The sequence below is a fragment of the Litoribacter ruber genome, from assembly GCF_018449405.1.
GTDB classification, from domain to species: domain Bacteria; phylum Bacteroidota; class Bacteroidia; order Cytophagales; family Cyclobacteriaceae; genus Litoribacter; species Litoribacter ruber.
Genome location: NZ_JAHCMY010000001.1, coordinates 352,017 through 372,788, shown reverse-complemented (window position 1 = coordinate 372,788; position 20,772 = coordinate 352,017). Strand labels below are relative to the sequence as shown.

Here is a 20,772-nt window from a genome sequence, read left to right as displayed (position 1 = left end):
CCCTATCCGCATGCAAATATATCAAAAAAACCCCTACTGCCTTATAATTGTTAATTGATTTATTACCCTTGAGCATACATGAACAAAGATTTGATCCTTAAGAAAATAGGCGACTGGAACCAAGATTTCAGCTACCCCCTCTTCATTGCAGGCCCCTGCAGCGTGGAAACCCCTGAGCAGCTGGACCAAACCGTCGGGCAGCTGGTGGAGCAAGGAATCAGCACCATACGGGCGGGCGTGTGGAAGCCCCGAACCCGCCCAAACAGCTTCGAAGGCGTAGGGGCAATAGCCCTGCCGTGGATCCAGGAAGTCAAAGCCAAATATGGGGTAAAATTTGCCATCGAGGTGGCCTCTCCCGCACATGTGGATGAAGCCCTTAGGGCGGAAATGGATGTCTTGTGGATCGGCGCAAGGTCTACGGTCAACCCTTTTACCGTACAGGATATTGCCGATAGCCTCAAGGGAGTAGATATTCCGGTGCTCATCAAAAACCCGATCAACCCGGACCTTGCCCTTTGGATTGGGGCCATCGAAAGGATCGCCCAAGCGGGTGTGTCTTCCATTGGAGCCATTCATCGTGGTTTTTCCAATTTCAATGACACCAAATACCGTAATTCACCTACTTGGCAGATACCGATAGAGTTGAAATCCCTCTTCCCGGATTTACCGCTACTATGTGACCCCAGCCATATCTGCGGAAACAGAGACCTGATCCAACACATTGCCCAAAAAGCACTTGATCTGAGCTTTGACGGGTTGATTATAGAATCGCATTACCAGCCCGACAAGGCCTGGTCAGATGCCGCACAACAGCTCACCCCTGGCAGTTTGGGTAATTTACTCCAGCATTTAAAAACCAGGAAAGTGGCCTTGGATGACCCGGAACTGCAATCCCAGTTGGAAGTGATCCGGGAGCAGATTGACCATGTTGACAGGGAAATATTGGAGCTTTTGAGTCAAAGGATGAGTCTGGTGGAAAAAGTAGGGCAGTATAAAAAGCTCAACAACGTGGCGATTCTGCAAATGGAAAGGTGGAACAAGGTCTTCCAGACACGTCCTGAATGGGCAAAATCTCTGAACCTGAAGGAATCTTTTGCCAAGGATCTTTTCAAGCTTATCCATACCGAATCGATCAAAAAGCAAACCGAAGTAATGGAGGGTGAGTAAGCTTTCAATGTGGGGATAAAAACAAAATGGCCGTTTTCATCTTTATATGATGATGAAAGCGGTCATTTTTAAAATAAACAGTATACTTTTTCTAATCATTGCAACAGTAGCCATTTTCTACCTGGGCGCTGGGTTTCTTAAGCCTTTGGTGTTTGGTTTTTTCTTTGCCACACTGATGTGGCCTGTTGCTATTTTTTTGGAGAAGAAAGGACTTCCAAGAATGCTTGCCGCATTAATTTGTGCCTCAATTGTCTATTTGACGGTTTCAGGCTTGCTGGTATTGGTGGTTTCCCAGCTCGGGCAGTTTGCAGAAAGCCTTCCTGAAATCGGGGATCAACTTGAAGAACTCTTGGCAGCCCTGCAGCAAAGTGTAGCAAACATGACGGGCATCTCTCCAGAAAGACAGGCCAGTTTGTTTGAAGAGAGGTCTGAAGGCCTTGCCGAAACGATCCAGGCATTTGTTCAAGGTTTCTTGACAGGTTTTTTCACCACCCTGGGGCACTTCTTTCTTACCAATGTCTACCTATTCCTTTTACTTACCAACCGAAGCCGGATCAAAACTTTCATTTTAGATTATAGCGGGGAGAAAAAGGAAAAGGCCAAATCCGTCATTAACAAGTCTGCTACTGTTTCACATCATTATCTGTGGGGAAGGATAAAGGTAATGTCCATTTTGGGTGGCCTGTACTTGGTTGCATTTTTATCCTTCGACGTTCGTTTTGCTTTGCTATTTACGGTTGTGGGAGCATTGCTCACAATCATACCCTACATTGGCCCCCTGCTGAGCGGGGTGATTCCCGTGGCTTTTACCCTGGTGGAAGGGGAAGATTATTCTTATATCCTATTTTTTGCCGCAGTCGTGCTGGTGATCCAGTTGATAGAAAGCTATATTTTGGAACCCCTCATCATCGGGGATGAGGTAAACCTTGCTCCCTTGTATATTATCATTGCGATAATCATCGGCGGTATGCTATGGGGAATTTTGGGAATGATTCTTTTTGTACCTCTTTTTGCCATTTTCCGCATCATTGCGGAGCACACTCCCAAAATGCAACCCATAGCCAAACTCATTAGCAACAAATAAGGATCAATCAGCTTTGCAATTTATCCCAATTGATCTGTTCAGCCTTTAATGGCAAATCCCTAAGTCGGGAACCAGTAGCTTCGAATATGGCATTGGCGATTGCCGCACTCACCGGCCCCTGGGCGGCCTCACCAGCCCCCAACGGCTCTTCTTCCGGTCTATCAATGACATGTACTTCAATTTCCGGCACATGGGAAAAACGCATTATCGGATAGCTCGCCCAAGTGTTGCTTACTATTCCCTGACTGTCATACTTGACCTCCTCAAAAAGCGTCCAGCTTGCGGATTGGATCATGCCACCTTCCGTCTGGTTTTTCAACCCGTCAAGGTTGATGGTTTGCCCTGCATCTATTACACCCACCATTTTTTTGAGCTTGAAGTCTTTGTTTCCCGGATCAGCTTCCACCAATGCCGCTACCGCAAAGTAACTGGCGGCGTTTTTATATTTGGCAAAGGCCAAACCCCAGCCTTGGTTGCCTTTCTTACGGTTTGAGGACCAATTGATTTTTTCAGCCAGCATTTCCAACACCTCCTTTGCCCTTTCATCGTGAAGATGCTTTAACCTCATCTCCAAAGGGTCCGCCCCACTCTTATGGGCAAGCTCATCCATAAAAGATTCCAGTGCAAACACATTCCCATAAGCCCCGAGCCCACGCATGGCCGAAGTTCTCAAGGGGGTGGAAAAATCATGATGGACGATTTCCCTTGGAAAGCCATAAAGTGGCACGGCATTTCTGTAACTTCCCGCCGAAAAGCCTCCCGGCTCAAAATTCCTGGGATTTTCCAGGGTATTGGCAGCTATAAAATGGCCGGCCTTTCCTCCCGGTCTGGCACTGTGTGCATCTGACCATAATTCCGTCCGCCAAGCTTCTATATTCCCTGCGCTGTCTACTATCCCTTTCATTTTGAAAGCCATCGCAGAACCGTAAGGCTCCCAGCTGTGCTCATCCATTCTCATCCATTGCACGCGGATGGGCGGACCGGGATGTGCAGCTGCAAGCAAAGCCGCATCTGCCCCGGCATCATCGGCGCCATTGTGGCCATAGCAGCCAGAGCCAGGAACTCCGATCACGCGGATATTGTCCTCACTCATACCGAGCAAATCAGCAATGGTCCTCTTCATGGGATAAACGCCTTGGGTATGTGACCAAACAGTCAGTTTTCCATTCTCCATCTGGGCAATCGCACACGAAGGGCCGATCGAACCGTGCATTTGAAAGGGCCGGGTATAGGCTGCCTCCAATATTTCGCCTCTTTCTTGCCAGTTGGACGGCAAACTATTCTCTATAGAATCACCTTTGTCGGGAGAGTTGAACATTTTCCCAAAAAGTTCTTCCTGTGGGGGAGTCAAAGTTTTTTCCTCCCAGCGGGACCCCATCTGAAGACGCTGCAGCCCCTTAACAGCATCAAATTCCCCTTCAGCCAATACGGCCAGAAAACTTCCATCCCTAACTGTTTTGATAATCCCTGGCAATCCTTCGACTTCTTCCTTCGGAAAATCAATCAGCTTTGCCCCGTACGATGGCGGGCGCATCACCCTGGCATGAATCATCCCCGGCAACCTCAAATCCTGAACATAAAGGGACTTACCGGTCACCATGGCGAGTATATCCTCCCGGGGTACAGGCTGACCGATGACTTTATAGTCTTTTGGATCTTTTTTGGGTGCCTTTTCGGTAATCTCTCCTTCCAATGATTTCCCCTGCAGCACATCCCAAAACGAGGCCGATTTGCCTCCCGGTTGGGAGATCATACCCTTGTCAATTGAAAGTTCTTCTGGAGAGGTATTCCAATTTCCTGCTGCTTTCTCAAGCAAAATACGCCTAGCTTCCGCGGCTGCATTGCGGATGGTTTTGCCACTCCCCTCAATGGAATTGCTTCCAGCGGTATAGCGCTCATCTTGGGTTTTGCCCGTATCGGCAATGACGATTTCGACCATGTCCATCCCCACATCCAGTTCCTCCGCGGCAATCTGGCGTAAAGCTGCCTTTATCCCCTGCCCCAACTCCATCTTCCCCGTAAGCACGGTGACCTTACCGTCCGGATTCAGGCGGATCCAGGAATCCACTGCGTTTTTGCCCTTATCCGCAAAATCGGACATGACGTTGGCCTCATTGGGAGTGCAAAATGCGAGGGGAAGCAGGTTGAAGCCTACCAGCACCTGTCCGGACTGTTTTAGGAATTTGCGGCGGTTAATATCGGATAGTTTCATGGAGGAAAATTAGAGGGTGGTGGATTTCATTTTTTCGGCAGCAAGCCTGACAGCTTTGATAAATCTGGAATGTGTACCACAGCGGCACAAAACCCGCTGTAGCCCTTCCTTTATTTCTTCATCGGCAGGGTTGGGATTCTTCTCCAATAAAGATTTTGCCGAAATCACCATTCCATTGACGCAATAGCCACACTGGGCGGCTTGAAGTTCAATAAAGGCCTCCTGAATAGGATCGAGCTTTTCTCCATCAGCCAAGCTTTCAATCGTCCTGATTTCCACACCCTCTAGGCTACTACAGGTCCGCATGCAACTTGGTTCTGCCATACCATCCAGCAACACCATGCAGCTTCCGCATTGCTCAAGGCCGCAGCCAAATTTGGGACCGTTGAGTTCAAGCTCGTTTCGCAAAGGGTACAGCAGAGGAGTGGCGGGGTCTATTTGCAGGGTATGCTCCTTGCCATTTACATTCAGGCGGACATCTTTGATCATGGGAAGTGGGTTAGGTGAGAAACAACAATATCCCCAAGATAAAAAATTATGGACAGAAAAGTAAGAAGTGAGAGGTAAGAGGTGACTTAACTTCTTACTTCTCACTTTCTATCTTTTACTATTTTCTTTCGAAAACCCGCTGCCCCCCTATGTATGTCTCCTGTATTATCAACTCCCTGAGAGACTCTTCCGGCGCCTCCATCAGGTCTTCGTTGAGGATTACAAAATCGGCCAGTTTGCCAACCTCGATGCTACCTTTATAATCTTCCTCAAAGTTGGCAAAAGCGCCCCAGATAGTCATTCCCCGCATGGCATCCTCACGGCTAATCTTGTTGTCCATTTGAAAACCTTCTTCAGGCCAGTTGTTCGCATCTCTTCTGGCAACAGCGGAATGGAATCCGTACAGCGGGTTGATGAATTCCACTGGAAAATCGCTTCCCAAGGCCAATTTACCGTTTTGATCAAGCAGATCCTGGAAAGTATAGGCAGTTTTGATCCTGTCGGGCCCCAGTCTGTCCTCAGCCCAATACATGTCAGATGTAGCATGTGTAGGCTGCACGGACGGGATTACACTGTATTTGGCAAACTTGCCGATGTCCTCACGGCTCACAATCTGTGCATGTTCAATTCTCCAGCGCAGGTCGTTTTCAGTTTTAAGCACTTTGGCATAAATATCCAGCAAAGTCCTGTTAGCCGAATCGCCAATACAGTGGGTATTCATCTGGAAACCATTTTCATGCATCTCAAAGGCCAACTTTTCAAATTCTTCAGGGGTGTTTAGCAAAAAGCCCTGCTCGTGCGGATCATCATGATATGGTTCCAACAAAGCCGCCCCTCTTGAACCCAAGGCACCGTCCCCATAAATTTTAAAACTTCTGACGGTCAAATGGTCATCCTGAAAAGTTCCTTTTTCAAAATAATGCTTACGGTTTTCCTCGGTTGGGTTCACCATGGCATAAACCCTCATTTTCAAAGATCCGTCCTGATGCATGTCATGCAGCAACTCTATGGTAGACCGGTCAAGACCAGCGTCAACTACCGTGGTCAAACCCACTTCAAAGCAGTTTTCCTGGGCAGCTTTCAGTGCTTCCCTGCTTTCCTCTTCAGTTGCATCGGGGATGTTTTTGGAAACCAAACCTATGGCGTTATCGATCAAAGTACCTGTAGGTTGGCCGTCTTTTAGAATAACTTTCCCACCGAGGATTTCCGTACTGGCATCCACCCCGCCGATATCCAATGCTTTTTGATTGGCCAATGCCGCATGCCCATCAACCCTGGTCAGCAAAACCGGCGTATCGGGAAAGAGCTCATCCAGCTTTTCCTTGGAAGGAAAACTTTTATCCGGCCAAAGGTTCTGGTCCCACCCCCTGCCCAAGAGCCATTCCTGCTGAGGATGCGTTTCACGGTGCCTTTGAACCCGCTCCAGCAGTTCCTCAAACGTTTTGGAACCTACCAAATCAGCCACCTGTAGCCCGGTCCCATATCGGTAAAAGTGGGCATGGCTGTCAATGAATCCCGGGTAGACAAATTTCCCTTCCAAATCAGTAACCTCATCGGCCTGAAAAGCTCCCTGGATCTCCGCCTTGGTGCCCACACCTACAAATTTGCCATCTTTTACCGCAAAAGCTTCTGCCTTGCTAAAGGCCTCATCTACGGTAAAAATCTTCCCATTGAGAAAAATCTGATCGGCCTTTTGCATTTGGGCCTGTGCCGTGGTAGTGATACCGAAGGCAAGAAGGGTATTGAGTATTATTTTATTCATATATATAGATTGTTTCTTTAAGTTTGCAAGATGATGGAACCCCAAGTCAACTACTCCATGCCGAGACTGAATCTTCCTCCAGTAGAGGTACAGGTGGATGAAATAGATGGTAAAATAAGCATTTTTGATTCACTTCGAAAGAAGTATTTGGTATTTACGCCTGAAGAGTGGGTGAGGCAACATATTATTTTATATTTGGTAGAGCACAAAAAATACCCCCGGTCCCTTTTTGCATTGGAAAAAGGATTGAAATACAATACCCTCCAGAAAAGGTTTGACGTGCTGGTCATGGACAGGGATGGTAAGCCTTTCCTATTGGTGGAATGCAAAGCCCCCGACATCAAGCTAACCCAAAAGACAGTTGAGCAGGTGAGCGTTTACAACAAAATCATAGGCGCCCCAAATCTCTCCATCAGCAATGGAATTCAACATATCTGCCTGGCCTGGGATGACAATTTGGGGCAGTTTAAGCAGTTGCGGCATTTCCCTGATTTTACCTAAATCCCTCAGTCAAAGGCCAAATAAGGCTTCAGGCGCTCCACCCAATTGGGGTTGAGGATCTTGATCTTGAGTAAATCCTCTCCACCGGAAAAGCCTCCATGCTGATCCCGATAGGCCACGATAACCTTTGCCTGTCCAAAACTCACATAGGGATGCTTGGCCAAATCCTCCACCGAGAGGGAGTTAATGTGAAGCTTATTGACTCTCTGCGGCTTGAAGTCAAAAAAGTCCCAGATCTTTTCATAAGCTCCTTCTTCCATCCCGTAAACATCAAATAGCTGCTCTTTTGAATACAGCCCTCCCATGCCATCCCGGAATTTGATGATTCTACTTGCCATCACTTTGCCTATGCCAGGCACAATTTGAAGTGTCACCGAATCTGCCTCGCCAAAATCCAGTTTCAAGTTGCTATAGTCAAGCTCTTTCCTTTGCCTTTGTGCCGGTACGCTATCGGCAATAGCTGTCAATTGCACTCTGGATGCATTTGTTTTTATAGATGAGCTATCCGGATATATTTGCGGCAGCTTTGCCTCCAACATGGAGCCATATAAATCGGGGCTTCTTCCCATGACAATTCGCTGATAAATCAAGGGGGAAATATAAAAGCCAATTAAAAAAGGGATAAGCAAGGCAAAACCCCTGGCCTCCCTCTTGCTGAATCCTAAATATACCCGCAGATAGAAATTGACACGCTTGAACATTCCAAAAAAAATTAAACCCTGAATGAAAACCCCCGTTAAGCAATAAGAGACATTATGGTCTTATTTTGAAAAAACTTAGGACCAATAAGTTACAAAAAATTGGAATTATTTTCTAAAAATCACGATTATTGTAACCGAAATCAGAAGAATCAGTCTAAAAGGTTATTTAGACGGATTCCAAATTAAGATAAGAATGTCCAAAATATTCCATCTCTTAAGTTTCTGATTTAAATTTGTGGAGTGAAACCTTTATTCTGTAATGCAAAATAAATTTAGAGCTTTAAGTTTATCCTACAAAAGTGCACCAGTGGAAATCAGGGAGTTAATCTCCTTAGATGACACTTCCATTCAGTCCCTTTTGGTTAAACTCAAGGACTTTTTTAGCCTTACGGATACCCTCATCGTTTCCACCTGCAACAGGACGGAAGTCTATTATGCCCACGAACTAGACCTAAGCACCGAAATCATCAAATTGATCGGGCTGGAAAAAGGTCTTGAAGATGTGGTTTCCTACATTGAATATTTCAACATCTTCAACAACGACAGGGAAGCTATACAGCATCTTTTCAAGGTTTCAATGGGATTGGAAGCGCAGGTAGTGGGTGACATGCAGATCTCCAACCAGATCAAGCGTGCTTATCAAACCGCTGCCGACCTAGACATGGCGGGGCCATTTCTTCACAGACTGATGCACACCATTTTCTTCACCAACAAAAGAGTGGTGCAGGAAACCGCTTTCAGAGATGGCGCCGCATCGGTTTCCTATGCTGCGGTTGAATTGATAGAGGAACTTACCTCCAACACCTACCAGCCACGAGTATTACTGATCGGGGTGGGGGAAATCGGTGAAGATGTGGCCAAAAACATGGTACATGTTCCTGAAGCAAAAGTCACCATCACCAACAGGACTTATGAAAAAGCCGAGGCATTGGCTTCATCCTTGGGATATGAAGTGATTCCTTTTGAAAATTGCATTGAAGCCATGAAAGAGGCCGATGTAATTGTTTCTTCGATTACCAGATCCAGACCTTTTATCACCAAAGAACTGGTCAAAACTTTTGACATTCAGAGCTACAAACTATTTGTAGACCTTTCTGTCCCAAGAAGCATTGAGACCTCCGTGGAAGATGTACCTGGAGCCATGCTTTATAATGTGGACAATATCCGAAGCAAGGCTTCAGAGACTTTGGAAAGAAGACTTGCCTCTGTACCTCAGGTGGAAGCTATCATTGAGGAAAGCATCACTGAGTTCTTCAGCTGGAAGAAGGAAGCGATGGTATCACCTACCATCAATAAGTTAAAAAATGCTTTGGAACAGATTCGCAAAGAGGAGATCGAAAGGCACCTTAAAAATGCCGACCCAAAGGAGTATGCGATCATTGAAAAAATTACCAAAAGCATGATGCAAAAGATCATCAAGATCCCGGTAGTGCAGCTTAAGGCAGCATGTCAACGGGAGGAAGCCGATCAGATGATCGATATCCTATCTGATTTGTTTGATCTGGATAAGGAATTTTCCAAGAAATAATTAAAACATTAATAATCAAGCCTTTCGACAAATCGAATGGCTTTTTTTATGCCATTACATTAGTACTTTTTGTTTACATTCCCATAACAAATAGCAAATTTTCAAGCCCTCCAATTAAAGCCAAAAAATTTTAATTTTTACTTAACAAAATTTCACAGTTATTGGTCGTTAACCTTTTGAAATACACGCCGAAAACTGTTATTTTACTATTGAATTTTAAAACAACCTAAATGTTAGTAGAAGTTTGCAAGAGGGGGGCCATGGTGGCTGGATTTATTTTGGGAATACAGTCAGTTTCAATGGCGCAAACCTGGGAGGTCTATGACCACAACCTCAACATGACCAGGAAAATCGAGAACGACAACATCAAACTTTTAAGCGAGTCGGTAAGGGTAAGCATTGTAGATCAAAAACTGCAACTCCTCAACCCCCAATACAAGCCGTTTTATACGCTTAAGGGCAACAAAATATATCAGTTTCTGGAGCCTTGGATAATTGTTTCCGAAGGAGATAAATATGGTGTTTTCCATGAATACGGTGAGGAAATATTGACGCCTGATTTTGATGATGTGCAAACCTATTATAGCCAGCTTTTGGCCAAGAAGGGGAATGCCTATTACTATTATGACAGGGGGGAGAAAAAGGTCAAAACGCTTGGCGCATTTGAAGATGCCTTTTTTGCCGACAATGGGCAAATCATAGCCAAGACTCCGCAAGGATATTTCCTACCTCTTAGCAGCAACCCCAACAAGATTTACCAAAAACTTGAGGTGGTCAATGACAAAACCATCCTTGCCCAAGAGGGCACCGGCTTGGGATTGATCAACCGAGAAGGTGATTACATCCTTGATCCTGTTATCGACAGGCTAAACCATGTGGAAGGAGATTATTACTTCGGATATGATGCCAACCAATACATGTTGATCAAGGCGACCGAACAGAAAGCAGACATCAAATATACCAGCTACCATAAAATAGCCATCGAAAATGACGTGATGCTGGAATATATACACGGAAAACTTCGCAGAGTCATGAAGAATGACGGCATCCTGTTGGACATAGTAGGAATGGACTCTGTGCGGAGGATGGATAAAAACCATTATAACGTATATTTCAGAGACCATAAGGTAGGATTACTGAATGCCCAGGGCAAATGGGATGTGGCTCCTTCGGAAAACATTGCCAAAATCTTGCCTGGAAACGAAGGTCTTTACGCTGCCCTAATTGATGGAAAATACGGTTTTGTCGATAAAGCCGGAAAGCTGAGAATTGCAAACCGCTATGACAGTGTGGGAAAATACTCAGAAGGCTTGGCGCCGATTAAAATCGATAACCGCTGGGGATACTTGGACAAAAACGACCGCATCGCCATCCAGCCACAGTTTGAGGAAGTAGGCGAATTTTACAGAGGAATTGCCATTGTCAAGAAAAACGGAAAGGCAAATCTGATTGATAAGGACGGAAAGGAGCTTTTGAGCAACTATTACAGGAGAATCTCCTTGACAGACGATAATTATTACCTCACCGAGGACGAGGAAATGTTCGGGTTGGTGAATGCCATGGGGAGTGAAATTTCAATCCCTAAATTTGATGAGATCAGACGTGAAAACTACGACCATATTTTGGTGAGAAGAGGCAACAAATATGGGTTGATGAGAGAGTCTGGAGAGTATAGCTTGCCAATCTATTATAAGAATATCATCTACGACCGTTCAAACGAGTTGATTTTGGCTGAAGACGAATACATCCCACCGGTGGTGGAAATAGCAGAAGACAGCAAGAAGAAAAAGAAAAAGGGAGCTTAAAGCTCCCTTTTTTATACTCGTTGGTGAAATTATTTCTTATCGCCTTTTGATTTCGAACTGTCCTTTCCGGTATCCGATCCCGCAATAGAGTCTCTCATGGATGTATCGGACTTAATGTTTTCCATTTTGTAATAGTCCATAATCCCCAGCTGCCCGTTTCTGAAGGCTTCGGAAATTGCTCTTGGGACTTCAGCTTCAGCTTCTGTCACCTTAGCTCTCATTTCCACGTTTTTGGCTTTCATTTCCTGCTCCAAGGCCACGGCCATAGCTCTTCTTTCCTCAGCTCTAGCTTCGGCCACTTTCAAGTCGGCAGAGGCCTGATCGATCTGAAGCTTGGCTCCGATGTTGGTACCCACATCAATATCTGCAATATCAATTGAAAGAATTTCAAATGCCGTACCTGCATCCAGGCCTCTTTCAAGAACCAGTTTAGAGATTTTGTCTGGGTTTTCAAGTACACTCTTATGGTTGTGGGCCGAACCGATAGAGGTTACAATACCTTCCCCTACTCTTGCAAGGATGGTTTCCTCACCGGCTCCCCCGACCAATTGGGCGATGTTTGCTCTTACGGTCACCCTTGCTTTAGCGATCAGCTGGATACCATCGGCGGCAACTGCTGCCACGTTTGGGGTATTGATAACTTTGGGATTTACCGAAATTTGAACCGCTTCAAACACATCTCTTCCCGCAAGATCGATGGCGGTAGCTTGTTTGAAGGTGATACTAATATTCGCTTTATCCGCTGAAATCAATGCCCGAATCACATTGGGAACATTTCCTCCAGCAAGATAATGTGTTTCCAAATCATTGGTGGTAAGCTCCAAACCTGCTTTGGTGGCCGTAATCAGCGAGTTAACAATAATGCTTGGGGGCACCTTTCTGATCCTCATCCCAATCAGCTCACCTATACCGACTTTCACATTGGAAAAAATGGCGGTGATCCACAGGTTGACCGGCACAAAGTATAAGAAGATAAAAATCAATATCAGACCTGCAAAGGCCGATATTAAAATGAACATTGAATTGTCTATTTCCATAATTTATTGTTTAATAATAATTCGATTGCTTTCTAATTTTGTGATTACAACTTTGGTATTCGGCGTGATAAACCCAGTTTCAGACTTTACCTCATAAATTTTATCACCAAATTCGGCTTTGCCATAAGGTTTGATATCGGAAATGGTCTTCCCAACCTGTCCCACCTCAAGTCCAAGCAGCCTGTCGTCGAAGCTTCTGCTGGTAATGGACGAAGTTAGGGCAAATTTTTTCCACACTCCAGAGCGAAGCCCCAATACCAGGACGATCAGATTTGCCAATAAGGCCACTCCTAACACCCAGTATCCGGATTCAGGACCAAGTGTGGCAAATGAGTAAATTACTCCAGCAGCGGTAAAAACCACCCCCAGCACCCCTACCACGGTGGTGCCGGGCACAAAAATGATTTCAGTGAGTACAAGGATCAATCCCACACTCAATAAGGTTACTAAAATTAACCAAGTCATGTGATTTCCGACAATTACATGCTGAAAATAGAGCTTTTTTCCCAGTATTTAAAGCATTGGGGGTGTTAGAGAGGAAAATAATGTGAGGATAAATGATGTCGAGTGTCCGATGGGGGGTATCCGATGTCCGATTACGATGACAAATGGGACAAAGAGTGACGCGGAGTTCAAAAGGAGTTTCGCTGAGTTACCCTCTTTGCGGAGGAAAATAGGACACAATGGGCACAAAGGAAAAAAAAAGGGCAGGAAGGGTGCAAAAAAAGAAAAGCGCGGAAAAAGTATCCTACCGCGCTTTTCAATATAGGGCCTAATCTATCAATATGCCTTGGCAAATAAAACCCGGCCTTGGGAAACATTCCCCGTCAGCACGCATTTGCCTTCTTCTTTTTCCTGGTCCAAAGGTATGCATCGGATGGTAGCCTTGGTCAGTTCTTTGATTTTCTCTTCCGTTTCGGAAGTACCATCCCAATGGGCAGATACAAATCCACCTTTATTTTCCAGTACATCCTGAAACTCCTCCCACGAATTTACCTCGGTAGTCTTTTCAGTTCTAAAATCGAACGCCTTTTTATAAATGTTCTCCTGAATCTCTTCCAACAGACCTTTGATCTTTTGGTCGATTTCAACCTCATTTAGATTCACACTTTCTTTGCTCAAAGTATCCCTTCTGGCAAGTTCCACGGTATTGTTGGCCAAATCTCTTGGCCCCAAGGCGATTCTCAGGGGAACCCCTTTAAGTTCGTATTCAGCAAACTTGAAGCCTGGCTTATGGGTGTCGCGGTTGTCAAATTTCACGGAAATCTCCAATGCGCGGAGTTTTTTCATGATCTCTTTGGCCTTGACAGAAATGGCTTCCAATTCTTCCTCGCTCCTGAAAATCGGTACGATAACCACCTGAATCGGGGCAAGTTTTGGCGGCAACACCAACCCATTGTCATCAGAATGGGCCATGATCAGGGCTCCCATCAATCGGGTGCTCACACCCCATGAAGTCCCCCAAACATAATCCAAACCACCTTCCTTGGTGGCAAATTTTACGTCAAAAGCTTTAGCAAAATTCTGCCCCAAGAAATGGGAAGTGCCTGCCTGAAGCGCTTTGCCATCCTGCATCATGGCTTCAATACAATAAGTCTCCTCGGCTCCAGCAAAACGCTCATTGGCTGATTTTATCCCTTTTACTACCGGCATAGCCATATGTTTTTCAGCAAATTCGGCGTAGACATCCAGCATCTGCTCGGTTTCCTCTATGGCTTCCTGCTTGGTAGCGTGGGCAGTATGGCCTTCCTGCCACAGAAACTCGGCGGTTCTCAAGAAAAGTCTGGTTCTCATTTCCCATCTTACCACATTGGCCCACTGGTTGACCAAAAGGGGCAGGTCACGGTAAGACTGGATCCAGTTTTTATAGGTACTCCAAATGACAGTTTCGGATGTTGGTCTCACGATGAGCTCTTCCTCCAACTTGGCCTCTGGATCGACGACAACACTTTTCCCATCCTCTGAGTTTTTCAATCGGTAATGGGTGACTACTGCACATTCCTTGGCAAAACCTTCCACATGGCTAGCTTCCTTCGACAAGTAAGATTTGGGGATAAAAAGCGGAAAATAGGCATTGCTGTGACCGGTGTCTTTAAACATCTTGTCCAGTTGGGCCTGCATTTTTTCCCAGATGGAATAGCCGTAAGGCTTGATGACCATACAGCCTCTCACGGCCGAATTTTCAGCCAGATCAGCCCTTTTGACCAACTCGTTGTACCACAATGAATAATCTTCACTTCTTTTTGGAAGGCCTTTGCTCATTATTTTTATTTGTTAGTTTGTAAAAACTCTTTATATTCGTTACTCGGTTTACGAGGGCAAATATAAATCAAAAATTTATAACCCTCTTGACCTCAACACGTATATAGTGTTAATAGCATTAAAACCAGATCCTTATGAAAAACCTAATTTCAGTTCGGTACCTTGGAGTGATAGCAGCACTTGGGCTGGCCTCTTGTAGTCCGGGATATACGAGTATGTCCGGCGAGTCGGATGACCTGTATTTCATGGCTTCCGATGCAGCAGTGGCCACTGAGTTTGCCGTAGCCGGCAATAGAGCGGACAACTTCCGGGAAATCCGTCAAGCAAACCCGGAAAACTTGGCGCAGGAAAACTTTTCTGCCAAAAATGTGAATCCAGAGTATTTAGCGCGCTATCAACGTCAGGACCCTGAAGAAGAAGGATCTGTATATTTCGACGAGTCTGGACAAGCTGCTGAAGGCGAAGGCGATATCAACGTATATAACAATTTCTACGGAGGAGGCACTGCCCCTATGATGAACCGTGGCATGATGAACCCATGGATGATGGGCGGCATGGGCATGGGTATGATGAACCCGTGGATGGATCCTTGGATGATGAATCCGATGATGATGGGCATGTATGATCCTTGGATGATGGGTATGGGGCCAATGGGCTTCAGACCAGGTTTCGGAATGGGATTTGGCATGGGCATGGGATTCGGCATGGGATCCAGATTTGCCCTTGGTTTTGGCAGTCCTTGGATGATGGGACCACGTTTCGGCATGGGAATGGGCTGGGGCATGGGTGGTTTCTACGATCCTTTCTGGGGCCCATGGGGCATGAGACCCATGATGGGCTGGGGAGGCTGGGGAATGGGCGGCTGGGGCCGACCAATCTTCGTAGTGCCAGGCGGTGAATTCGCTTCTAGACAAGCGGTAAGAGGCGCCAGACCTACCAGAGGTGCTGGAGTGGCAACACCATCTACTAGAGCTACGGCTGCTTCTCCACAGGCATCAAGAGCTTCTGCCAGAAGAGATGCCGTAAGCAGAACTTCCACTCCTACTTCTAGAGCAGCTAGAACAAATGATTTCAGCAGATCTCAAAATGAATTATATAGTGGTGCAAGAAGCAGAACCGCTCCAGCAGCGTCAGCTTCTCCAAGTAGAAGGGCGGCTAACTCCCCTGCCATGAACAGAGCAGGTAGCCCTACAAGCAGAAGTGCTTACACAGCTCCTAGCAATACCGGAAGAATGGCTCCAACAAGAGGTGCCACTCCTTCTAACAGAACTGTGGCGCCAAGCAGAGGTACAACTTCCTCTCCTTCTTACAACAGAGGGGGTTCTCCATCTTACAGAACAGCGCCTTCCAGAAGTGCGTCGCCATCTTATAACAGAGGCGCACAACCTTCTAGAAGTACTTACAGTCCATCGAATAGGTCATCAAGCCCATCCTACTCCCCTTCTAGAGGCGGTGGTAGTGTCGGGGGTTCCAGAGGCGGCGGTAGCGTCGGCGGAGGAGCATCCCGCGGTGGCGGAGGAAGAGGGGGGAGATAATTTCCCCTCTTTTTTTTTCATCTTTTTTTCTTCCCTTCCGTATAGTAAACTATCAAATTTTCAAAAGGCATAACATTTGTCATTAATAATGGCATTGGGTTGCTATGTTAAAAATAAACCGATTTAGATGAAATCAATCAACAAGTGGATTTTAGGGATTGCTGCTTTTAGTGTGCTGGGAACAGGATCCTCTATGGCCCAAAGCGGGTATTATCAAGATGCTTTAAGATTCAGTCAGTTCAACTCTACAGGTTCAGCCCGGGTGATGGGCCTCTCGGGAACGCAGTTTTCCCTAGGTGGCGACATTTCCAATATTCATGGTAATGCCGCAGGTCTGGGATTCTTCAGAAGATCAGAATTCAGCCTTTCCCCATCCTATGGGGGCTGGAATACCGATTCTTATTTGAACAATGCTTCTGAGTTTGGAAATATTCCAACCACTAACTTCGCCTTACCCAATCTGAGTTTGGTAATAGCCAACCCGAGAGATCCTTTGACTCCCGGTTCTTTTAAAGGAGGAGCCTTTGGGGTAAGTATTAACAGAACTGCCAACTTCAACAGTGAATTTGCCTTCCGAAATGTAACCCCAACTTCCCTGACGGATTACTTTGCTGCAGATGCATTTGGCGCCCAGGGAGCCGTTTTGGATCAGGAAAACAGTTTAACCGGCCTGGGCTTCAGTACAGCACTTATAGCCCCTACTTCTCCAGGTGGAACAGAATATGTCTCCACAAACAGTTCTGACCCATTAATGTATGAAGAAGTTATAACCGAAGGCGGTGTTACCCAGGTTACTTTCGCCTACGGTGCCAATTTTGAAAACAAGCTTTTCCTTGGGGGATCATTAGGGGTATCAAGCATCAGCTACTCTCAATTTAAGTTATTTACGGAAGACTTTAATCCGCAGTTTGGAGATTTGGTTGGCTATGACCTAAGAGAAAACCTTTTTATTAACGGCACTGGGGTAAATTTAAATTTGGGCGCCATTTACAAACCGGTAGATGAATTAAACCTGGGACTTAATTTTCAAAGTCCAACCTGGTACAGGCTAAATGAAGAATATGATGCCAACATTATTTCCGAATTTGCCAACCCTACTGAGACTTTTGACGCACGTACAGACATCTTGCTGGGCACATACAACCTGAGAACCCCAATGAAATTTAATGCGGGTGCGACTTATTTTGTAGGAAAAAATGGTTTCATTTCAGCCGATATCGATTATGTGGATTACAGCACAATGTTCTTAAACTCCAGGGATTTCAACCCTCAATTGGACAATCAGGCGATTCAGCAAACTTACGGACAAACCTTCAACTTCCGAGGAGGTGGGGAATTTAGATACGAAATGTTTCGTGTAAGAGCTGGCTATGCTTACTATGGAGACCCATTTGATGACCCCAACTCTCAAAGACACCAATCCGTTATCTCGGGCGGTATAGGGGTAAGGTTGCCGAAATTCTATGTGGACCTTGGCATCAACCACACGCAATTCGACCAAACTTATAGAAGCTATTCACTTATTGATGCAGCTGGCCGAGAATTGGGACCAGTTGCGGATATCAGAAATACAATTACTCAAGGGATCCTAACCCTAGGGTTCAACTTCTAAATAAAAAGAGAGGCTGCCTTTGTAAAGACAGCCTCTCTTTTTATTTTAAACTTCCCTCCTGAAACTGAGGAAGTAACCATCTTAGATATTATTAAGCTGGACTTTTAATTCTTCCTCAGAAATAATCCCATTGTGCCTCCAAACTTCTTTGCCGTCTTTAAAGATCACAAAAACGGGCACCCCTTGGATACTGTAAGCTTTACCTACCTCTTTGCTCTTATCCAAATCAATACGTCTGATAATTGCCATATCTTTTAGGTCCTCCTCCACTTTGTCAATTATTGGAGCCATTTTGCGGCAAGGTGCACACCATACGGTGTGAAAATCTATTAATATCGGTTTATCTGCCACTAACATGGCTTCAAACTCATCCAAGCTCAACTCTTCAATTTTATCATCCTTGGCAAGGGCATCTTTAACCAAGGTAAAGCCGGCATTCTCCCAATCCATCAATCCATTGTTGAGATGATAAACCCGCTTGAACCCAAGCTCTTCCATCATCTTGACTACCTCAATACTTCTTCCACCTGAAGCACAATACAGGTAAATATCCTTATCTTTTGACATCAGGCTGATTTTTTCCCTGAAATCTTCATCATAATAATCCAGAAGGCTGGCGTCTTGAATATACCCTTTAGAGTACACTTCCTCTGAAGTACGCACATCCAAGATAATCCCCTCTCCCTGCTCTATAACTTCCTTGAAATTAGTGGCATTCACATCCTGAACCTGAAAATCAGAAACATTTTGATCTTGTACCTTTAATTGGCCTTCACCACATGCACTTAGGATGGTGGATAAAGCGAGAACGAATAATATTTTTTTCATATTAAGTGATTTGCGTCAAAAATAAGACAGTTTAGTCTTCTTTACAAACTATTCATCATCGCCTTCCCTTTTATCGACCAAAGCAAGGATATCAGACACTACAGCTATGTTATTTAACCTGAAATGCGCTCTTCTATAAAAAGGCTGTCTTTGGCCATATATCATTCGGAGCTTGGCCAACCGCGCTTCTGAGTCCAATCCAGCAAACATGGGCCGGTTTTGGGAATGGGACAACCGGATTAAAATCTGCTCCAACGGTGGGTCAAGGAAAATCGAAAGGCCTGCAGCATTGATTTCTTCCATGTTGTCAAAAAAGCAGGGTGCCCCTCCCCCTGTGGCAAGCACATAGCCATGTGGTGTATTTAGCATTTTGGATAATGCCCTCCTTTCAAGCATCCGAAACTCTTCCTCTCCAAGCTCTTCAAAAATCTCAGGAATAGACCTGCCGGCCTCTTCCTCGATCACCTGGTCAAGGTCAAAAAAAGAAAGCTGCAGCACTTCTGCCACAGCTTTTCCCAAAGTACTTTTTCCGGAACCTGGCATCCCTACTAAGATTATTTTTTCCTTATTCATAAAAATCAAGAACTGACCGGATTATCATTGAACAGCTTTTCGACTTCCGATACTGCTGGAGTATTGTTGTGGTGCCATTTCCCCTTGACCTTCCCATTTTCCAGCACCATGATCCCAGGATTTGAACGCAGGATGGTTTTTACTACTGTGGCATCCGCAAGGTAATAATCTATATCCCAACCGTAAAGTGCAACTAATGCCTCCGCTTCCTCCTCAGAAGAGGCAGAAACAAATACCACTTCTACGGATGTGCTTCTAAATCCACGGACCAATTCTGTAATCCTGTCAATATTACTTTCGTTGATTTTACTGATGTTGCTTACCATAATCAGGACTTTGTTGCCACTTAAAATCTCGTCGGTGAAGTCGCCTTGAGAGTTCCAAATGGCAAAATCCGAGATCTTGGGAAGCGCCTCTGGGTTTTTAAGCTTCATTTCCACAAACTCATATTCATCCCCTGTGGGATAAACATCCATTACTACCCTTTCCCCATTCCTGTCCATCACATAGCTGTACTCCAGATTGGCAGAGGGCTGCATGGCTGCAGGTATATCGGTACCCTCTTTAAAAGCCCTGAAATCCAGAAATGGCAGATTTTGGATGGCGTAGATTGCCAACCCGGTGGAAATTACAAGGGAAAAGACTGAAACCAACATGGCCGGAAAACTATTGTTTGGCTTAAGATCTTTGTTGAAGATCAGCAATATGGCTATGAGCACCAATAGAAATACATCTTTGGAGAAACTTTCCCACGGGGTAAGTTTAATGGCGTCGCCAAAACAGCCACAGTCTGTGACTTTATTGAAGTAAGCCGAGTAGAAGGTCAAAAATGTGAAAAACACAATGATTACTGCCAAGGCCCAGGTGGTAAACTTGGGGCGATAATTAATGATAAGCATGATGCCAAGCACCACTTCCACCACTACTAGAAAGACAGCCAGCGGAAGGGAAATAGCCTTAAGATTGGCAAAGAAAGGGGCAATATCATAACTGAACACATCAAAGTATTCTTCCAACTTGATGGAAGTCCCGATGGGGTCATTTACTTTAATGAGGCCCGAGAAGATGAATAGACCGCCAACTATAAAGCGGACTATCAAAAGGAAGATTTGCTTAATCATTTTTATGGAATCCTAATTTTATCAAACAAAAAACGGAGTAATTTATCATGTCCTGATAATTGGCTTCTATGCCTTCAGACACCAAGGTTTGCCCTTGATTATCTTCTATCTGCTTAACCCTATACAGCTTCATCAATATAATATCGGTTATGGAAGAAATCCTCATGTCCCGCCAGGCCTCGCCATAGTCATGATTTTTGTTTTCGAGCAAGGCACGGGTGGCATTTACCCACTTGTCGTAAAGCGGCTCAAGCTTTTCATATTCAATTTCAAGGTTGCTGTCATCTTTCAGCTCCAACTGCATCAGAGCTATAATGCAATAGTTGATGATACCGATAAACTCATCCTGAATAGGGTCATTCACTTTTTGGTTTCCAAGTTCCTGTATGGACCGTATGCGTTGGGCTTTGATGAATATCTGGTCTGTAATAGAAGGAAGCCTCAAAATTCTCCAAGCAGTTCCATAATCTAAAGTTTTCTTCTTGAAAAGTTCTTTACAAAGGTGAATAACTTGATTATATTCGCTCACGGTTTCCGTTTTCAAAGTATTTTTAT

Annotated in this window: 18 protein-coding genes; 7 read left to right on the top strand and 11 right to left on the bottom strand. The window is 45.1% G+C overall.

The annotated features are described in order from the left end of the window. Window positions 1-78 precede the first annotated feature (78 nt). Together KI659_RS01705 and KI659_RS01700 are read left to right on the top strand one after the other, a co-directional pair. Window positions 79-1,167, top strand: coding sequence for a bifunctional 3-deoxy-7-phosphoheptulonate synthase/chorismate mutase type II (locus tag KI659_RS01705; protein WP_213943608.1), 1,089 nt, complete (start codon window positions 79-81; stop codon window positions 1,165-1,167). A 46-nt stretch (window positions 1,168-1,213) separates the two neighbouring features. Next, window positions 1,214-2,251: an AI-2E family transporter gene (locus KI659_RS01700; protein ID WP_213943607.1), complete on the top strand. Its 1,038-nt coding sequence runs from the start codon at window positions 1,214-1,216 to the stop codon at window positions 2,249-2,251. A gap of 7 nt (window positions 2,252-2,258) precedes the next feature. On the opposite strand, the gene KI659_RS01695 is transcribed toward KI659_RS01700, so the two are convergent. The 3 genes from KI659_RS01695 to KI659_RS01685 all read right to left on the bottom strand — a co-directional run bounded on the left by KI659_RS01695 (window position 2,259) and on the right by KI659_RS01685 (window position 6,714). Beyond that, window positions 2,259-4,463 carry a xanthine dehydrogenase family protein molybdopterin-binding subunit gene (locus KI659_RS01695; RefSeq protein ID WP_213943606.1) on the bottom strand — a complete coding sequence of 735 codons (2,205 nt, stop codon included), beginning with the start codon at window positions 4,461-4,463 and terminating at the stop codon, window positions 2,259-2,261. A 9-nt stretch (window positions 4,464-4,472) separates the two neighbouring features. Next, window positions 4,473-4,952, bottom strand: a complete 480-nt coding sequence (locus KI659_RS01690; RefSeq protein ID WP_213943605.1) for a (2Fe-2S)-binding protein — start codon at window positions 4,950-4,952, stop codon at window positions 4,473-4,475. A gap of 118 nt (window positions 4,953-5,070) precedes the next feature. Next, entirely contained in the window at window positions 5,071-6,714 is a 1,644-nt protein-coding gene (locus KI659_RS01685; protein WP_213943604.1) for an amidohydrolase, read from the bottom strand. 30 nt (window positions 6,715-6,744) lie between these two features. Between KI659_RS01685 and KI659_RS01680 the strand changes: the two genes are divergently transcribed. Then, window positions 6,745-7,215 carry a type I restriction enzyme HsdR N-terminal domain-containing protein gene (locus KI659_RS01680; RefSeq protein ID WP_394370078.1) on the top strand — a complete coding sequence of 157 codons (471 nt, stop codon included), beginning with the start codon at window positions 6,745-6,747 and terminating at the stop codon, window positions 7,213-7,215. Window positions 7,216-7,220: 5 nt separating this feature from the next. Here the strand turns inward: KI659_RS01680 and KI659_RS01675 are convergent, their stop codons facing one another. Further along, window positions 7,221-7,916: a ComEA family DNA-binding protein gene (locus KI659_RS01675; protein ID WP_213943603.1), complete on the bottom strand. Its 696-nt coding sequence runs from the start codon at window positions 7,914-7,916 to the stop codon at window positions 7,221-7,223. A 259-nt stretch (window positions 7,917-8,175) separates the two neighbouring features. Here KI659_RS01675 and hemA point away from each other — a divergent pair, with 259 nt between their 5' ends. Next, window positions 8,176-9,444, top strand: a complete 1,269-nt coding sequence (hemA, locus tag KI659_RS01670; RefSeq protein ID WP_213943602.1) for a glutamyl-tRNA reductase — start codon at window positions 8,176-8,178, stop codon at window positions 9,442-9,444. A 230-nt stretch (window positions 9,445-9,674) separates the two neighbouring features. Beyond that, window positions 9,675-11,249: a WG repeat-containing protein gene (locus KI659_RS01665; protein ID WP_213943601.1), complete on the top strand. Its 1,575-nt coding sequence runs from the start codon at window positions 9,675-9,677 to the stop codon at window positions 11,247-11,249. Between the two features lie 29 nt (window positions 11,250-11,278). Here the strand turns inward: KI659_RS01665 and floA are convergent, their stop codons facing one another. The 3 genes from floA to proS form a co-directional block, all read right to left on the bottom strand. Continuing rightward, entirely contained in the window at window positions 11,279-12,286 is a 1,008-nt protein-coding gene (gene floA, locus KI659_RS01660) for a flotillin-like protein FloA (RefSeq protein ID WP_213943600.1), read from the bottom strand. A gap of 3 nt (window positions 12,287-12,289) precedes the next feature. After that, a complete protein-coding gene (locus KI659_RS01655) occupies window positions 12,290-12,718 on the bottom strand; it encodes an NfeD family protein (RefSeq protein WP_317195903.1) in 429 nt (142 codons plus the stop codon). A gap of 348 nt (window positions 12,719-13,066) precedes the next feature. Further along, window positions 13,067-14,548, bottom strand: coding sequence for a proline--tRNA ligase (gene proS, locus KI659_RS01650; protein ID WP_213943598.1), 1,482 nt, complete (start codon window positions 14,546-14,548; stop codon window positions 13,067-13,069). Between the two features lie 134 nt (window positions 14,549-14,682). Here proS and KI659_RS01645 point away from each other — a divergent pair, with 134 nt between their 5' ends. Together KI659_RS01645 and KI659_RS01640 are read left to right on the top strand one after the other, a co-directional pair. Further along, window positions 14,683-16,083, top strand: a complete 1,401-nt coding sequence (locus KI659_RS01645; RefSeq protein WP_213943597.1) for a hypothetical protein — start codon at window positions 14,683-14,685, stop codon at window positions 16,081-16,083. A gap of 127 nt (window positions 16,084-16,210) precedes the next feature. After that, complete coding sequence (locus KI659_RS01640) at window positions 16,211-17,695, top strand: OmpP1/FadL family transporter (RefSeq protein ID WP_213943596.1); 1,485 nt, start codon at window positions 16,211-16,213, stop codon at window positions 17,693-17,695. Window positions 17,696-17,776: 81 nt separating this feature from the next. Here the strand turns inward: KI659_RS01640 and KI659_RS01635 are convergent, their stop codons facing one another. From KI659_RS01635 to KI659_RS01620, 4 genes are read right to left on the bottom strand one after another with little or no spacing between them, the layout of a single operon-like run. Next, a complete protein-coding gene (locus KI659_RS01635; RefSeq protein ID WP_213943595.1) occupies window positions 17,777-18,523 on the bottom strand; it encodes a thioredoxin domain-containing protein in 747 nt (248 codons plus the stop codon). A 48-nt stretch (window positions 18,524-18,571) separates the two neighbouring features. Beyond that, window positions 18,572-19,096 (bottom strand): shikimate kinase, encoded by a 525-nt coding sequence (locus tag KI659_RS01630; RefSeq protein WP_213943594.1) that lies wholly within the window; start codon window positions 19,094-19,096, stop codon window positions 18,572-18,574. 5 nt (window positions 19,097-19,101) lie between these two features. After that, window positions 19,102-20,217, bottom strand: coding sequence for a BT_3928 family protein (locus KI659_RS01625; RefSeq protein ID WP_213943593.1), 1,116 nt, complete (start codon window positions 20,215-20,217; stop codon window positions 19,102-19,104). Further along, a complete protein-coding gene (locus KI659_RS01620; RefSeq protein ID WP_213943592.1) occupies window positions 20,210-20,761 on the bottom strand; it encodes a DUF1599 domain-containing protein in 552 nt (183 codons plus the stop codon). The genes KI659_RS01625 and KI659_RS01620 overlap by 8 nt, the downstream gene beginning before the upstream one ends. Window positions 20,762-20,772 lie beyond the last annotated feature (11 nt).

Bases quoted from the DNA above. Each gene is read 5' to 3' on its own strand.
- proS (WP_213943598.1), bottom strand. From the start codon at position 14,548: ATGAGCAAAGGCCTTCCAAAAAGAAGTGAAGATTATTCATTGTGGTAC.
- KI659_RS01625 (WP_213943593.1), bottom strand. From the start codon at position 20,217: ATGATTAAGCAAATCTTCCTTTTGATAGTCCGCTTTATAGTTGGCGGT.
- KI659_RS01635 (WP_213943595.1), bottom strand. From the start codon at position 18,523: ATGAAAAAAATATTATTCGTTCTCGCTTTATCCACCATCCTAAGTGCA.
- KI659_RS01640 (WP_213943596.1), top strand. From the start codon at position 16,211: ATGAAATCAATCAACAAGTGGATTTTAGGGATTGCTGCTTTTAGTGTG.
- KI659_RS01690 (WP_213943605.1), bottom strand. From the start codon at position 4,952: ATGATCAAAGATGTCCGCCTGAATGTAAATGGCAAGGAGCATACCCTG.
- KI659_RS01680 (WP_394370078.1), top strand. From the start codon at position 6,745: ATGATGGAACCCCAAGTCAACTACTCCATGCCGAGACTGAATCTTCCT.
- KI659_RS01645 (WP_213943597.1), top strand. From the start codon at position 14,683: ATGAAAAACCTAATTTCAGTTCGGTACCTTGGAGTGATAGCAGCACTT.
- KI659_RS01685 (WP_213943604.1), bottom strand. From the start codon at position 6,714: ATGAATAAAATAATACTCAATACCCTTCTTGCCTTCGGTATCACTACC.
- KI659_RS01675 (WP_213943603.1), bottom strand. From the start codon at position 7,916: ATGTTCAAGCGTGTCAATTTCTATCTGCGGGTATATTTAGGATTCAGC.
- KI659_RS01705 (WP_213943608.1), top strand. From the start codon at position 79: ATGAACAAAGATTTGATCCTTAAGAAAATAGGCGACTGGAACCAAGAT.
- KI659_RS01630 (WP_213943594.1), bottom strand. From the start codon at position 19,096: ATGAATAAGGAAAAAATAATCTTAGTAGGGATGCCAGGTTCCGGAAAA.
- KI659_RS01700 (WP_213943607.1), top strand. From the start codon at position 1,214: ATGATGATGAAAGCGGTCATTTTTAAAATAAACAGTATACTTTTTCTA.
- KI659_RS01665 (WP_213943601.1), top strand. From the start codon at position 9,675: ATGTTAGTAGAAGTTTGCAAGAGGGGGGCCATGGTGGCTGGATTTATT.
- floA (WP_213943600.1), bottom strand. From the start codon at position 12,286: ATGGAAATAGACAATTCAATGTTCATTTTAATATCGGCCTTTGCAGGT.
- KI659_RS01695 (WP_213943606.1), bottom strand. From the start codon at position 4,463: ATGAAACTATCCGATATTAACCGCCGCAAATTCCTAAAACAGTCCGGA.
- hemA (WP_213943602.1), top strand. From the start codon at position 8,176: ATGCAAAATAAATTTAGAGCTTTAAGTTTATCCTACAAAAGTGCACCA.